Annotated in this window: 14 protein-coding genes; 6 read left to right on the top strand and 8 right to left on the bottom strand. The window is 68.7% G+C overall.

Translation table 11 applies throughout. From position 1 onward, the window contains the following. The first annotated feature begins 204 nt into the window (after positions 1 to 204). Positions 205 to 1,590 carry an L-serine ammonia-lyase gene (locus NJQ99_RS07185; RefSeq protein WP_269332152.1) on the top strand — a complete coding sequence of 462 codons (1,386 nt, stop codon included), beginning with the start codon at positions 205 to 207 and terminating at the stop codon, positions 1,588 to 1,590. Positions 1,591 to 1,594: 4 nt separating this feature from the next. Here the strand turns inward: NJQ99_RS07185 and NJQ99_RS07180 are convergent, their stop codons facing one another. Both NJQ99_RS07180 and NJQ99_RS07175 read right to left on the bottom strand, forming a co-directional pair. After that, on the bottom strand, positions 1,595 to 3,976 hold the full coding sequence (locus tag NJQ99_RS07180; RefSeq protein WP_269332151.1) for a heavy metal translocating P-type ATPase: 2,382 nt from the start codon (positions 3,974 to 3,976) through the stop codon (positions 1,595 to 1,597). Between the two features lie 135 nt (positions 3,977 to 4,111). Continuing rightward, positions 4,112 to 5,029: a LysR family transcriptional regulator gene (locus tag NJQ99_RS07175; RefSeq protein ID WP_269332150.1), complete on the bottom strand. Its 918-nt coding sequence runs from the start codon at positions 5,027 to 5,029 to the stop codon at positions 4,112 to 4,114. Between the two features lie 133 nt (positions 5,030 to 5,162). On the opposite strand from NJQ99_RS07175, the gene NJQ99_RS07170 reads away from it, so the two are divergent. From NJQ99_RS07170 to NJQ99_RS07155, 4 genes are all read left to right on the top strand, one after another. Further along, entirely contained in the window at positions 5,163 to 5,606 is a 444-nt protein-coding gene (locus NJQ99_RS07170; protein ID WP_269332149.1) for a DoxX family protein, read from the top strand. Positions 5,607 to 5,634: 28 nt separating this feature from the next. Continuing rightward, on the top strand, positions 5,635 to 6,330 hold the full coding sequence (locus NJQ99_RS07165) for a pirin family protein (protein ID WP_269332148.1): 696 nt from the start codon (positions 5,635 to 5,637) through the stop codon (positions 6,328 to 6,330). A 52-nt stretch (positions 6,331 to 6,382) separates the two neighbouring features. Further along, complete coding sequence (wrbA, locus tag NJQ99_RS07160; RefSeq protein ID WP_269332147.1) at positions 6,383 to 6,982, top strand: NAD(P)H:quinone oxidoreductase; 600 nt, start codon at positions 6,383 to 6,385, stop codon at positions 6,980 to 6,982. A gap of 84 nt (positions 6,983 to 7,066) precedes the next feature. After that, complete coding sequence (locus NJQ99_RS07155) at positions 7,067 to 7,819, top strand: sulfite exporter TauE/SafE family protein (protein WP_269332146.1); 753 nt, start codon at positions 7,067 to 7,069, stop codon at positions 7,817 to 7,819. Positions 7,820 to 7,840: 21 nt separating this feature from the next. On the opposite strand, the gene NJQ99_RS07150 is transcribed toward NJQ99_RS07155, so the two are convergent. Then, complete coding sequence (locus tag NJQ99_RS07150) at positions 7,841 to 8,338, bottom strand: acyloxyacyl hydrolase (protein ID WP_269332145.1); 498 nt, start codon at positions 8,336 to 8,338, stop codon at positions 7,841 to 7,843. Between the two features lie 190 nt (positions 8,339 to 8,528). Between NJQ99_RS07150 and NJQ99_RS07145 the strand changes: the two genes are divergently transcribed. Beyond that, the gene (locus tag NJQ99_RS07145) at positions 8,529 to 10,013 is read left to right on the top strand and encodes a M48 family metalloprotease (RefSeq protein ID WP_269332144.1); all 1,485 of its coding nucleotides are present in this window, start codon (positions 8,529 to 8,531) and stop codon (positions 10,011 to 10,013) included. 6 nt (positions 10,014 to 10,019) lie between these two features. On the opposite strand, the gene NJQ99_RS07140 is transcribed toward NJQ99_RS07145, so the two are convergent. The 5 genes from NJQ99_RS07140 to NJQ99_RS07120 form a co-directional block, all read right to left on the bottom strand. Next, complete coding sequence (locus NJQ99_RS07140) at positions 10,020 to 10,913, bottom strand: RNA polymerase factor sigma-32 (protein WP_269332143.1); 894 nt, start codon at positions 10,911 to 10,913, stop codon at positions 10,020 to 10,022. A 299-nt stretch (positions 10,914 to 11,212) separates the two neighbouring features. Further along, complete coding sequence (locus tag NJQ99_RS07135) at positions 11,213 to 11,731, bottom strand: CarD family transcriptional regulator (protein ID WP_269332142.1); 519 nt, start codon at positions 11,729 to 11,731, stop codon at positions 11,213 to 11,215. Positions 11,732 to 12,042: 311 nt separating this feature from the next. After that, positions 12,043 to 12,381 carry a ferredoxin FdxA gene (gene fdxA / locus NJQ99_RS07130; RefSeq protein ID WP_269332141.1) on the bottom strand — a complete coding sequence of 113 codons (339 nt, stop codon included), beginning with the start codon at positions 12,379 to 12,381 and terminating at the stop codon, positions 12,043 to 12,045. Between the two features lie 57 nt (positions 12,382 to 12,438). Further along, a complete protein-coding gene (locus NJQ99_RS07125; protein ID WP_269332140.1) occupies positions 12,439 to 12,900 on the bottom strand; it encodes a tellurite resistance TerB family protein in 462 nt (153 codons plus the stop codon). A 49-nt stretch (positions 12,901 to 12,949) separates the two neighbouring features. Then, positions 12,950 to 13,357, bottom strand: a complete 408-nt coding sequence (locus NJQ99_RS07120; protein ID WP_407933364.1) for an RNA-binding S4 domain-containing protein — start codon at positions 13,355 to 13,357, stop codon at positions 12,950 to 12,952. Positions 13,358 to 13,363: the final 6 nt, after the last annotated feature.

Below are 13,363 nucleotides of genomic sequence, written 5' to 3'. Positions count from 1 at the left end.
TGATAGAAAGTTCACCAGGGACTATGCCAGATCGGAAACGCCCGCGCACCTCCCTGGAGGCGGGACCGCGCAATGTGAATGCTGCAGGGGAGGTGCAGGACGGGGGCGTTGCCAATGGCGCCGCCCCGTTTCGTTGTTCGGCACGGCAGCCAATCTTCGGTTAGGCTGATGCCCTGGTCGCAGTGGTGTGCCGGAGGGATGGTCATGGCAGAGGCACTTTCGCTCTTCGACCTGTTCAAGGTCGGGATCGGCCCGTCGTCGAGCCACACGGTCGGGCCGATGCGGGCGGGCGGCCTGTTCCTGGCCGAGACGCACGCCCTCGGCATCATGCCCGCGGTCGCGCGTGTGGAGGCACATCTCTATGGCTCGCTGGCGCTGACCGGAAAGGGGCATGCGACCGACAAGGCGGTGATCCTGGGACTTTCGGGCTTCGTGCCGCAGACCGTCGACCCTGACGAGGCCGACCGCGTCTTCGCGCGCGTGCGGGAGACGGGGCGCCTGACGCTGGGCGGCGGCGGGCCGGAGGTCGCGTTCGCGGAAGGCCGGGAGCTTCACTTCCACAAGGACCGGTTCCTGGAGCACCACCCGAACGGGATGCGGCTCGTCGCGTTCGATGCGGGCGGGGTCCCTTCGCTCGACGAGATCTATTACTCGGTCGGCGGCGGCTTCGTGCTGACGGAGGAGGAGATGGCGCGGGACCGGGCGGACGGGTCCGGCATCGCGGTGCCTCACCCCTTCGGCTCCGGCAAGGAATTGCTGCAGCGCTGCCACGAGACGGGCCTCGACATCGCGGGCGTGGCGCTGGCGAACGAGCGGGCGTTTGCGAACGGCGCCGAGGCGCAGGCGGGCCTCATGCACATCTGGGGGGTGATGGAGGCCTCCATCGCGCGCGGCATGGCGACGGACGGGGTGCTGCCGGGTGGCCTCGGCGTGCGCCGCCGCGCCAGGGCGCTGCACGAGGCGCTGGTCGAGGGGCGCGGGGCCAACGCCGACGTGCTGGGGCTGATGGACTGGGTGTCCTGCTTCGCGCTGGCGGTGAACGAGGAGAACGCCGCCGGCGGGCGCGTCGTGACCGCGCCGACGAACGGGGCGGCGGGGGTGATCCCGGCCGTGCTCGCCTACTACCGCCGGTTCGTGCCGGGGGCGGACGACGCGGGCGTCGTCACCTTCCTCGCGACGGCGGGCGCGATCGGGATGCTGTACAAGCAGAACGCCTCGATCTCCGCGGCAGAGGTCGGCTGCCAGGGGGAGGTGGGGGTCGCCTGCTCCATGGCGGCGGCGGGGCTCGCAGCCGTGATGGGCGGCACGCCCGAGCAGGTAGAGAACGCCGCCGAGATCGGCATGGAGCACAACCTCGGCCTCACCTGCGACCCGGTGCGGGGCCTCGTGCAGATCCCCTGCATCGAGCGCAACACCATGGGCGCGATCAAGGCGATCAATGCGGCCAAGCTGGCCATGCGCGGGGATGGAACGCATATCGTCTCGCTCGACGTGGTGATCGAGACGATGCGCCAGACCGGCCGCGACATGTCCTCCCGCTACAAGGAGACTGCCGAGGCCGGGCTCGCCGCCAACGTCACGCTCTGCTGACGCATCAGAGCCTGAGCGTGCGCAGGCGCAGCGCGTTGCCGATCACCGAGACCGACGAGAGGCTCATGGCCGCCGCCGCGATGATGGGCGAGAGCAGCACGCCGAACACGGGATAGAGCACGCCCGCCGCGACCGGCACGCCCGCGGCATTGTAGACGAAGGCGAAGAAGAGATTTTGCCGGATGTTGCGCATGGTCGCGCGCGACAGCGCCCGCGCCCGCACCAGCGCCGCGAGGTCGCCCTTGAGCAGGGTCAGCCCCGCGCTTTCCAGCGCCACGTCCGCACCCGTGCCCATTGCGACGCCGACGCTTGCGGCTGCAAGTGCGGGCGCGTCGTTCACGCCGTCGCCCGCCATGGCGACGACCCGGCCGCCCTCGGAAAGCGTGCGGATGAGCCTTGCCTTGTCCTCCGGCTTCAGCCCGGCGTGAACCTCGTCGAGGCCCAGTTCGCGGGCGACGGCGCGGGCCGTGCCCTCCTGGTCGCCGGTTGCCATGACGATGCGCACGCCGTCGCGGTGCAGGGCGTCGATGGCGGGTTTCGCACTCTCCTTCACCGGGTCGGTGACCGCGAGCAGCGCGAGCAGGCGCCCGCCCTCGGCCAGATGGACGACGGTTGCACCTTGTTCGCGCAGACGCTCCGCCTCGGCCTCCGCGTCAGACGGATCGGCGCCCGCGCGGGTCATCATGGCCGCGTTGCCCAGCGCGACGGCTACGCCATCCGCCGTCGCCTCCACGCCCTCGCCAGTGACGGAGGCGAAGCCCGCGACGCGGGCGGGGGTAACGCGGCGCTCCGCCGCCGCCGCGAGGATGGCCGCGGCCAGGGGATGCTCCGAGCCTGTCTCCAGCCCTGCGGCGAGCGCGAGGATGCGGTTCTCGTCCGCGCCGCCGAAGGGCACGATCCCGGTCAGCCGGGGCTTGCCCTCGGTCAGCGTACCGGTCTTGTCGACGACGATGGTGTCGGCGGCGGCGAACGTCTCCAGCGCGGCGGCATCGCGCACCAGGATCCCGGCCAGCGCACCGCGCCCGGTCGCGACCATGATCGACATGGGCGTGGCGAGGCCGAGCGCGCAGGGGCACGCGATGATGAGCACCGACACCGCGGCAATCAGGCCATAGAGCATGGCGGGCGAGGGACCGAACATGCTCCACGCGATGAAGGCGACGACGGCGACGGCGACCACCGCGGGCACGAAGATCGCGGCGAACCGGTCGGCGAGACGCTGGATCGGGGCGCGGCTGCGCTGGGCCTGGGCGACCATGGCGACGATGCGCGAGAGCATGGTGTCGGCGCCGACGCGCGTTGCCTCCATCACGAAGCCGCCGCGCCCGTTGACCGTGCCGCCTGTCACGCTGTCGCCCCCGGCCTTCTCCACCGGAATGGGCTCGCCCGTGACCATGGATTCGTCGACTGCGCTGGACCCCTCGACGACGACGCCGTCCACCGGCACGGCCTCGCCCGGACGCACGCGCAGCCGCCATCCGGTCTGTACCTCGGCGATCTCGACATCTTCCTCACGCCCGTCGCCGTGGACACGGCGCGCGGTCTTCGGCTGCAGCCCGATCAGCGCGCGAATCGCATCGCCCGTTCGGGCGCGGGCACGCAGTTCCAGCACCTGGCCCAGAAGCACGAGCACGATGATGACGCCTGCTGCCTCGAAATAGACCGGCACATGGCCGTCCGTGCGGAACTCCGCCGGGAAGAGGCCGGGCGCGATCAGAGCCGCAAGGCTGAAGAGATAGGCCGCGCCCGTGCCGATCCCGATCAGCGTCCACATGTTGTAGTTGCCGGTCTTGAGCGACAGCGCCATGCGCTCGAAGAACGGCCAGCCGGCCCAGAGGACGAGCGGCGTGGCCAGCGCGGCCTGAATCCACGCGTTCCACTGGTGCGGGACGACGGCGTCGACGGGAAGGCCCAAGTGCCGGCCCATCTCCAGCGCCAGCAGGCCTGCAGCCAGCGGCAGGCCGACGAGGAAGCGGCGCTGCATGGAGATCAGTTCCGGGTCCGGCCCCTCCTCGCCCGTGGGCAGGCCCTTCGGCTCCAGCGCCATGCCACAGATCGGGCAGGTGCCCGGGCCGACCTGTTCGATTTCCGGGTGCATGGGGCAGGTGTAGATCGTGCCCGGCGGCATCTCGGGCTCGGCGGGCTTCGGCTTGCTGCCCAGATAGGCCTCCGGGTCGGCGGCGAACTTGTCCCGGCACTTCGGATTGCAGAAGTGATAGGTCGCGCCCTTGTAGTCGAGCGACGGTTTGCCCGCGTTCAGGCGGACCGTCATGCCGCAGACGGGATCGATGACGGTATCGGGCTCGGGTCCGGGTTTCGGGCCGCGCGCGGCAGCGGGCGCGGCGTCAGACGTCTTGGAATGGGCGTGGCAGCAGGACTGGCTCATGGCGCTATCCCCTCGGGTGTGGAGGGTTGTTCTCTCGTGGTTGCGCACCAGATGGGCCTTCCAGTAGCAGGAAGGTCAATAGGGCGTCGTGTCGCCTGTGTTCCTTGAAACCCGCATGGCCGGGCTGCAGTGCGCTCAATGGTCGTCGGTCCGGTCCCAATAGGGGTCGGGACCACATCGGTCTGCCAGGAAGTCGACGAAGGCCCGGACCTTGGGCGAGAGCGCGCGTCCCGGCGGATAGACCGCGTGGATCGATGCCTCCGGGCCGCACCAGTCGGGCAGGACCCGTACGAGGCTGCCCTCCCGCAGGGCCTGCCAGCAGATGAAGGTTGGCTGCAAGACGATGCCCTGCCCCGCAATCGCGGCGTCCCGCAGGATGTTGCCATTGTTGGCGAGGCAGGCCGGCCGCACGCGGATCCGCGCCTCCGCCCCGCGCGGCCCCTGGAGCGTCCAGACATCGCCTGCACGCAGAAGGCCGTAGTGCAGGAGGCGGTGACCGGCCAGGTCGTCCGGGGTTTGCGGCGTGCCGAACCGCTCCAGATAGACAGGGGAGGCGGCAAGGACGGATCGGGCCGGCGCGATCCGGCGGGCACGCAGCGAGGAGTCGGGCAGCCGTCCGATCCGGACCGCGGCGTCGAATCCCCCCTCGATCAGGTCGACATAGCGGTCGTCGAGCGCCAGGTCGACCCGGACGTCCGGGAAGCGGCCCATGAACTCCGCCAGCGCCGGCGACAGGTGGTCCAGGCCGAACGACATGGGCGCGGACAGTTTCAACGTGCCGCGCGGGCTGCCGTGCAGGTCGCGGACGGCCTCGTCGGCCTCGTCGATCTCGTCGAGGATGCGGCGCGTGCGCTCGTAATAGGTCTCGCCGACCTCCGTCACCGCAACCTGCCGGGTCGACCGGATGAGCAGAGGTGCGCCCAGTTCCGCCTCGAGCGCCTGGACATGCTTCGACACTGCCGACTTTGCGAGCCTCAGCCGGGCGGCGGCACCCGTGAAACTGCCTTCCTCCACGACGGCGGTGAAGACGCGCAATGCTGCGAACCGGTCCATGATCGTTCTCCCTTTGAGAACAATCATATTCATCTGCGATGCATTGTCATTAGAGGAGATGGCACACATTTCTCGGCGACGCAGGGCGGACACCGGGTCCGCCGCACCGGAAAACCCGAAGGGGGAGAACCGCATGAGCACGCACGACACGACGCCCGCGCCCGCACTTCACGACCTTGGCGACCTGGTCATCCGGGCCAGCGCCGGGCTGATCCTCGTACCGCACGGTGCGCAGAAGCTGTTCGGCGCATTCGGCGGCTACGGACTCGATGGCACGGCGCAGTTCTTTTCCACGCAACTCGGCCTGGAGCCCGCCTTCCTCCTGGCGCTGCTGGTCGGCGTGACGGAGTTCTTCGGGGGTATCGCGCTGGCCGCGGGGCTTCTGACCCGGATCGCGGCGCTTGGGATCGTCGTCCTGATGGCGGTGGCGGCATTCCACGTCCACCTGGGCAACGGCTTCTTCTGGACCAACGGCGGTTACGAGTACCCGCTGCTCTGGGGCCTCGTGGCGCTGGGCTACGTGCTGCGCGGCGGCAACCGCTATTCGCTCGACCGCAAGTTCGGCCTTCCGGCCTGAGCGGTGCAGCAACCGGGAGCGAGACTCCATGATTAGCGTCAGACGCAGCGCCGAGCGCGGCCGGTTCGACATCGACTGGCTACAATCCCGGCACACCTTCTCCTTCGGGCACTATCTCGACCCCAATCACATGGGGTTCGGCGCGCTCCGGGTCATCAACGAGGACCGGGTCGCGCCGGGTGCGGGGTTCCCGCCGCACGGTCACGCGGACATGGAGATCGTGTCCTATGTGCTCGACGGCGCGCTGGAGCATCGCGACTCGCTTGGCACCGGCTCGGTGATCCGTCCGGGCGACGTGCAACGGATGAGCGCAGGCACCGGCATCCGGCACGCGGAATACAACGCCTCCGACAGCGCGCCCGTGCATTTCCTGCAGATATGGATCCAGCCGGGCACGCGCGGCGTTACGCCGGGGTACGAGCAGAAGGCCTTCGGCGATGCGTTGAAAGGCGCCTTCCGCCTCGTCGCCTCGCCGGACGGACGCGACGGGTCGCTGACGATCCACCAGGACGCGGCGCTTTACGCCGCGCGCCTCGCCGCCGGGGAAACGGCAGCGCTGACCCTCGGCGACGGCCGCCGGGCCTGGCTCCAGGTCGCGCGCGGCAGTGTGACAGCGAACGGGGCCCGCCTCGATGCGGGCGACGGGGCCGGGCTCACCGGCGTCGCTGATATCGCCGTCGCCGCCGAAACGGACGCGGAGGTTCTGCTGTTCGACCTCGCCTGAGGGGGCAACAGGGCTGATCGGAAACACAGGTTTGGGAAAGGAACGGAAGCAGATGACCAAGGTACTGGTGCTTTACTATTCGAGCTGGGGCCACATAGAGACGATGGCCAAGGCTGTCGCGGAAGGCGCGCGCGAGGTCGAGGGCGTCGAGGTGACGATCAAGCGGGTGCCCGAACTGGTGCCCGAGGAGGTAGCGCAGAAGTCGGGCTACAAGCTCGACCAGGACGCGCCGGTGGCGAACCCGCAGGAGCTTGCGGACTATGACGCGATCCTGTTCGGCACGCCCACGCGCTTCGGCAACATGGCGGCGCAGATGCGCAACTTCCTCGACCAGACGGGCGGCCTGTGGGTCAAGGGCGCGCTGATCGGCAAGATCGGCTCGGTCTTCACCTCGACCGGCACGGGCGGCGGCAACGAGAGCACGATCCTGACCTTCTGGCCGACGCTTGCGCACCAGGGGATGCTCATCGCGGGCCTGCCCTATTCCGCGCCGGAACTGGCCGACATCTCCGAGCCCAAGGGCGGCTCGCCGCTGGGTGCCGGCGCGCTGGCGGCAAGCGATGGCTCGCGGCCCGTGTCGGAGAAGGAGAAGGCGCTCGCCCGCTTCCAGGGACGTCACGTGGCAAGCCTCGCGAAGAAGCTCGCCGGGTGATATGACCCGGGACAAACGGGGCCCGACGGGCCGCCCCGGTTCCCCACGCGGGAGCCGGGGCGGTTCGCGTGAGAGCGGACGGGGATGATCGAAAGCGTGTTCTTCTTTGCGGTGGCTGTGCCCGCGGTGCTGCTGGCCGGGATATCGAAGGGCGGCTTCGGCGGCGGGCTCGGGATCGTCGCTGTGCCCCTGATGGCGCTTGCCGTGCCGGTGCCGGTGGCGGCGGCGATCATGCTGCCCATTCTCTGCCTGATGGACCTGCTCAATCTGGGGGCCTATTGGGGCAAGTGGGACCGCCGGAACCTCGCCCTGCTGCTGCCCGCGAGCATGGCCGGGATCGCGCTCGGCGCGCTGACCTTCCGCTATGTGGACGAGGCGAGCCTGCGCCTCATCATCGGGACGATCGCGGTGGGTTTCACGCTCAACCACTGGCTCAAGGGCCGCAAGGCGGCTCCGAGGGCTGCAACGCGGCTTGCCGGAGGCTTCTGGGGCGGCGTCGCCGGGTTCACGAGCTTCGCCGCCCACGCGGGCGGGCCGCCGATCAATGTGTTCCTGCTGCCGCAGCGGCTCGACAAGACCGTCTACCAGGCGACGACGGTCGTGTTCTTCACGGCGGTGAACTATGTGAAGCTGCTGCCCTATTGGTGGCTGGGACAGCTCAATGCGCCCAACCTGACGACGAGCGCGGTCCTCGCCCCGCTTGCCTTTCTAGGCATCTGGGCCGGTGTGCGGCTGCACCGCGCGGTGCCGGAAGGGCCGTTCTACCGGATCGCCTATGCGCTGGTCTTCGTCACCGGCCTCAAGCTGCTCTACGACGGGATCACGGGGCTCGCCTGAGCCGTGCCGTCACGTCGCCGGTCAATACAGCGGCAGCATCAGGCTGAAGCCCAGCACCTCGACCCCCGGATTGCGGTCGCCTAGTCCCGCGTTCGAGATGTGGTGGTACGACACGCCGACCCGCATGCCGCCGTCGAAGCGCCAGCCGACCATCGCGCCCGAGCGGAACTGGACGGCGTGGCCCAGGTCCTTGCCGTCGCCATCGGCATAGAGACCCGCCGCAACGCTCGGCATCAGGAACAGGTTGTCGGTCAGGAACAGGTCTGCATGGAGACCGCCATAGCCGTAGACCGCGCCGTCGGTCGTCGCCATTACCCCCGCCATCGGCGCGATCTTCCACAACAGCGGCTTTCCGGAGAGCCAGGCGAGGCGGAAGGACACGGCCTCGTCGTCACGCTCCACCGGATCGAATGCGCCGATCTCGATGTCGAGAAGCGCGTCCTGGGATCGCGCCGTGCCCGGCAGGACCAGAGCACTTGCGATTGCGGCGCCCGCCACCGCCCGCGTCAGGAATGCCATGCGTATGCCCCCCTCTCCCTGTCACGGGTTCAAAAGTCTGAATTTCTTATCGAATCACCCGGGACCGACCGAATCATACTCTCCGGAGCGTTTGGTAAAAGTCCGGGTGTGTATCAGACTGGGGTCGGGCCGGTGCGCGAGGGGGGCGGTGCACGGCCTTGAAGGAAACGTCAGGCGCAGGAGACGGGTGATGGGTAAGTGCGCGAATGCAATCCGCGAGGCGGCGCGAGCCGGTCTTGCGGGCCTGATGCTGCTGACGGCGGGCTGTGCGGGTGACAGCGCGCAGGGAGAGGGCTTTTCGCTCATCTCGCCCGAGCAGGAAAAGGAACTGGGCGCCCGTGAGCATCCGAAGATGCTGGAGCGGTATGGCGGCGTCTACGAGGAGGGCGACATCGGCGCCTATGTGGCGACCGTCGGCGGCCGCGTGGCGGCAAACTCCGACCGGCCCGACATCGCCTACCGCTTCACGGTGCTGGATAGCCCGGTGGTCAACGCGATGGCGCTGCCGGGCGGTTATGTCTATGTCACGCGCGGGCTGCTGGCGCTCGCCAATTCGGAGGCCGAGCTTGCCGGCGTGCTGGCGCACGAGGTGGGCCATGTCACTGCGCGCCACACCGCGAGCCGGGTGACGCAGGGCACGGTCGCCAATGTGCTCGCCGGGCTCCTCGGCGTCGCGACGGGCAGCCAGGCGGTGGCGCAGATCGCGGGGCTTGCAGGCCAGGGCTATCTGGCGAGCTTCTCCCGCGACCAGGAGTTCGAGGCCGACCGGCTGGGCGTGCGCGCGCTGGCGCGGACCGGCTACGACCCTTATGCCCAGGCCGATTTCCTCGCCAACCTTCAGGCCCAGTCGGAGCTGTACGCGGCGCTTGCCGGCAAGACCGACTACGATCCCAACCGGGTCGATTTCTTCGCGACCCACCCGGCTACGCCGGACCGCGTGCGGGCTGCGATCGGCGAGGCGCGTGCCTCCGGCGTGCCGTTCGACGGCCGCCCCGACCGGCGGGGGGACTTCCTCGCTGCCATCGACGGCATGATGTACGGGGACAATCCCAAGGAAGGCTATATCCGCGGACGGCAGTTCCTGCATCCGGTGCTGCGGTTCGCGTTCGAGGTGCCGGAGGGGTTCCGGCTGACAAATTCCTCTCGGGCCGTGACGGCGCAAGGGCCCCAGGGGACTGCGATCAGCCTGGACAGCGCGCCGGTCGATCGCCCCGTCGCCACGACGGACTATCTGACGCGCATCTGGCAGAAGGACCTGCCGCTGCGTGAGGTGGAGCGGATCCGCGTGAACGGCCTGGAGGCAGCGACGGGCTGGACGGTCGCGAATTCGAACCGGGGCCAGGTCTACGCCCGGTTCGTGGCTGTCCGCGAGGCGGCGGACAGGGTCTACCGCTTCATCATGATCGCGCCGCCCAATCCCTCCGCCGCCGTTCTGGAAGGCTTCCGCAAGACAACCTACTCGTTCCGCAGGCTCGGCGCGCGCGAAGCGGCCGCCCTCAAGCCCCTGCGCCTGCAGGTCGTCACCGTTCGCCGGAGCGACACGGTCGAGACCCTTGCGCGGCGCATGGCGTTCGACGAGGCGCGGGAGGAACGGTTCCGCGTCCTCAACGGACTGGGCCCCCGCGACCCTGTGCGTGCGGGGGACCGGGTCAAGATCGTCGTGGAAGGGCGGTAGCCGCGCTTACGCGCCGTAGGCGTCGAGCAGCCGGGGGTCGCCGCCGGCCTGATCGACAACCGCGGCGCGCAGCTTCTTCAGCGCCTGGTGCTCGATCTGGCGGACGCGCTCCTTGGAGATGCCGAGCTGGCGGCCGAGTGCCTCGAGCGTCACACTGTCGTCGCGCAGCTTTCGCTCCTTGATGATGATGGCTTCGCGCGGGTTCAGCCGCTGCATCGCCTTGGCGATCCAGCCTGCGTGGATCTCGGAATCGCGCATGGAGAGTACGATCTCGTCCGGCGTCTCGCGGGTGTCGGCGAGCAGGTCCTGCCATTCCAGGCTTTCGCCGTCCTCGCCCACGGGCGCATTGAGCGACCGGTCAGAAGCCGCGAGGCGCGATTCCATGTAGATCACGTCCTGCTCCCGCACGCCGAGCTTCCGCGACACTTCCTGCCGCGACTCCGGCGTCATATGCTGGGCGCCGGAATCGCCGGTCAGCGCCCGCAGGCGGCGCAGGTTGAAGAACAGCGACTTCTGGGCCGCCGTCGTCCCCGTGCGAACGATGGACCAGTTGCGCAGCACATAGTCCTGGATCGCTGCGCGGATCCACCAGCTGGCATAGGTGGAGAAACGCACCTCGCGGTCCGGTTCGAAGCGGGCTGCGGCCTGCATCAGGCCGACATTGCCCTCCTGCACGAGGTCGCCCATGGGCAGCCCGTAATTGCGGAAGCGACCTGCCATGGATATGACGAGGCGAAGATAGGCGGTCGTCAGTTCGTGCAGCGCGGCCTCGTCGTTGTCCTCGCGCCAGCGCCGCGCCAGCTCGAGCTCGTGCGCCGGATCGAGCAGCGGCGCGCTCATCGCTTCCTTGACATAGCGGCGATTGGCGCGCTGCGTGTCGGGTGTGTCGATCGAACCCATGTCTAGCCTCGCCTTTCCCTATTCCGGGGGCCTGCCTGGTTGGTCCGGGGCCCTTGATCCTTGGGCGATGCGATGCGTCGCCGTTCGAGTCTACGCTGGAATCAAACTTCTGGATCGCTTCAAAAGTTCATTCTCACGAAAAAGAGATGTTCGGGATCGGGGACAGTCGGGTGCGAAAACGCAAACGCGCCCCGCGAACCGGACAGGGTTTGCGAGGCGCGTGCATGCATGCGTCGGCAGGATGTGCAGCAGGTCCCGGCGGTCGCCCCCGCAGACGGCGGGGGTGCGACCTGCCCGGATCAGGCGGCTGTCTTGAGAAGCGCCGATTCCACCCGCTTTGCCGCATCGTCCGCGGCAATGTTCTGAACCGCGGCCACTTCGCGAGTGAGCCGGTCGAGCGCCGCCTCGTAAAGCTGCCGCTCGCTGTAGGACTGCTCCGGCTGGCCCGCGCCCCGGTAGAGGTCGCGCACCACCTCGGCGATCGAGATCAGGTCGCCGGAGTTGATCTTGGTCTCGTACTCCTGCGCGCGGCGGCTCCACATCGTGCGCTTGACGCGCGCGCGGCCCTTCAGCGTCTGCAGCGCATCCTCGACGATGGAGGGCGAGGACAGCTTGCGCATGCCGGTCGACGCGATCTTCGAGGTCGGCACGCGCAGCGTCATCTTCTCCTGCTCGAAATAGATCACGATCAGCTCGAGCGACATGCCCGCGATGTCCTGTTTCTCGATCGACGTGATCCTGCCCACGCCATGGGTCGGATAGACCACATGGTCGTTGACGGAGAACTCAGCGCCCGACGTCTTCGTCGACTTGACCATACTTTTTCGCCTCGCTTCAGAACGCGTCTGTCATCGCGTTGTCATTGCCGCGCGCTTTCATGCCGCGCAGCACGGGCCGACTGGCTGTCCCGCAAGGTTTTCCGCGCGAAACGCGCACAAAAACCTCTGGACAGAGAACCCGCCCAAGTGAAGTTGCCGTTTTCGACAGAGACCCACCTCTGTGCGCGGGCCGATAGACCGCGCAAGGAAACTATATAGCACGATCGGGGGCGAATTCAAAGGCGCATGTTGCAATGCCGCAATGCGTCATGCGCCTGATGCACGGCACGCGGCCGTCCATGCGGGGCGCGTCAGGAACCCTCGCCAGGCTCGGCGCTGAAGTACTTCTCGAACTTGCCGGGAACCCCGTCATAGTCCTTTGCGTCGGCCGGCTGGTCGCCCTTCTCGGTGATGTTTGGCCAGATTTCGGAATACTTCCGGTTAATCTCCAGCCATTGCTCGAGGCCCGATTCGGTGTCCGGCCGGATGGCGTCGGCGGGACATTCCGGCTCGCACACGCCGCAGTCGATGCACTCGTCCGGGTGGATGACGAGCATGTTCTCACCCTCGTAGAAGCAGTCCACGGGGCAGACCTCGACACAGTCCATGTACTTGCACTTGATGCAATTGTCGGTGACGATATAGGTCATCTGGCCGTCATTCCTCGACAAAAGACCGCGAAATCAGGGGCTTGCACAACATCAGGCTCACGCGCCGCCGCCATCGATGCCGAGCCGCTCGCGAACCCGGACCGCAGCGGCGCCGCGGTCCCGGTCGGTCACGTGCAAGAGCCCGCCGAGGCGGCGCATCAGCCCTGCCTCGATGTCGTCCACGCGGCCGTCTGCGTACACCACCTCCCACAGCATTTCAACGAGGCCGATCCGTTCCTCGGGCGACCAGGCGGTCTTGACCGCGTGCGTGAACCGGAAGAGGCCGCCCGCGGCGGCGCGCTGGCCGCGCGCCTCGGCGATCATCGCCTCGACCTTGGTGTGGTCGTGACCGCGGCGGGCGAGCAGGGTGCGGATCGCATCCAGTTCCTCCGGCGCCTCCTCCCCGTCGGCCTCCGCCGCCTCGAGCAGCAGCGCCGTGAGGGCAGTGTCGGGGTCCTGCGCGACCTCGCTCGCGGTCTCCGCCGGTCCCCGCAGGAAGGTCTTGAGTTTCTCGATCACGGCTGTGCACTCCCTTGATGCATGAGCGCCATATGGGGCCGATGCGGCGTCAGTCGAGCCCCTTGAGCCGGTCGGTCGCACGCCGCTCCCGCTTGGTGGGGCGGCCTGTGCCCTTCTCCCGCTCACCGTCCGGGGCGGCAGCGGGGCTTCCATCGCGCTGTGGCGGCGGGGGCGAGAGGTCCTCGTACAGCGTCCGGGCCTCCGGCGCCGGGCTGCGGCGCAGTCCGGGCGCCAGCACGCGCACGACGCGCACGCGCTCCCCGTGGGTGAAGGTCAGGGTATCGCCTGGCTTGACCATCGCCGACGGCTTGGAGACGGGCGTACCGTTGAGCCTGAACGGGCCCGAGGCGACCGCCTTGCCCGCCAGCGTGCGCGATTTGTAGAAGCGGGCGCACCAGAGCCAGCGATCGATTCTCTGCGCATCGGCGCGGTGGCTTTCCGTGGGGTCGCCTGGCAGGGGCAA

The organism is Futiania mangrovi, from assembly GCF_024158125.1.
Taxonomy (GTDB): domain Bacteria; phylum Pseudomonadota; class Alphaproteobacteria; order Futianiales; family Futianiaceae; genus Futiania; species Futiania mangrovi.
Note: the sequence above shows the minus strand (reverse complement) of the source record. Positions and strands in the feature narration are given on the sequence as shown.

What these genes read in the sequence shown, in the direction of transcription:
- NJQ99_RS07185 (WP_269332152.1), top strand. Translation starts at nt 205, where the DNA reads ATGGCAGAGGCACTTTCGCTCTTCGACCTGTTCAAGGTCGGGATCGGC.
- NJQ99_RS07180 (WP_269332151.1), bottom strand. Translation starts at nt 3,976, where the DNA reads ATGAGCCAGTCCTGCTGCCACGCCCATTCCAAGACGTCTGACGCCGCG.
- NJQ99_RS07175 (WP_269332150.1), bottom strand. Translation starts at nt 5,029, where the DNA reads ATGGACCGGTTCGCAGCATTGCGCGTCTTCACCGCCGTCGTGGAGGAA.
- NJQ99_RS07170 (WP_269332149.1), top strand. Translation starts at nt 5,163, where the DNA reads ATGAGCACGCACGACACGACGCCCGCGCCCGCACTTCACGACCTTGGC.
- NJQ99_RS07165 (WP_269332148.1), top strand. Translation starts at nt 5,635, where the DNA reads ATGATTAGCGTCAGACGCAGCGCCGAGCGCGGCCGGTTCGACATCGAC.
- wrbA (WP_269332147.1), top strand. Translation starts at nt 6,383, where the DNA reads ATGACCAAGGTACTGGTGCTTTACTATTCGAGCTGGGGCCACATAGAG.
- NJQ99_RS07155 (WP_269332146.1), top strand. Translation starts at nt 7,067, where the DNA reads ATGATCGAAAGCGTGTTCTTCTTTGCGGTGGCTGTGCCCGCGGTGCTG.
- NJQ99_RS07150 (WP_269332145.1), bottom strand. Translation starts at nt 8,338, where the DNA reads ATGGCATTCCTGACGCGGGCGGTGGCGGGCGCCGCAATCGCAAGTGCT.
- NJQ99_RS07145 (WP_269332144.1), top strand. Translation starts at nt 8,529, where the DNA reads ATGGGTAAGTGCGCGAATGCAATCCGCGAGGCGGCGCGAGCCGGTCTT.
- NJQ99_RS07140 (WP_269332143.1), bottom strand. Translation starts at nt 10,913, where the DNA reads ATGGGTTCGATCGACACACCCGACACGCAGCGCGCCAATCGCCGCTAT.
- NJQ99_RS07135 (WP_269332142.1), bottom strand. Translation starts at nt 11,731, where the DNA reads ATGGTCAAGTCGACGAAGACGTCGGGCGCTGAGTTCTCCGTCAACGAC.
- fdxA (WP_269332141.1), bottom strand. Translation starts at nt 12,381, where the DNA reads ATGACCTATATCGTCACCGACAATTGCATCAAGTGCAAGTACATGGAC.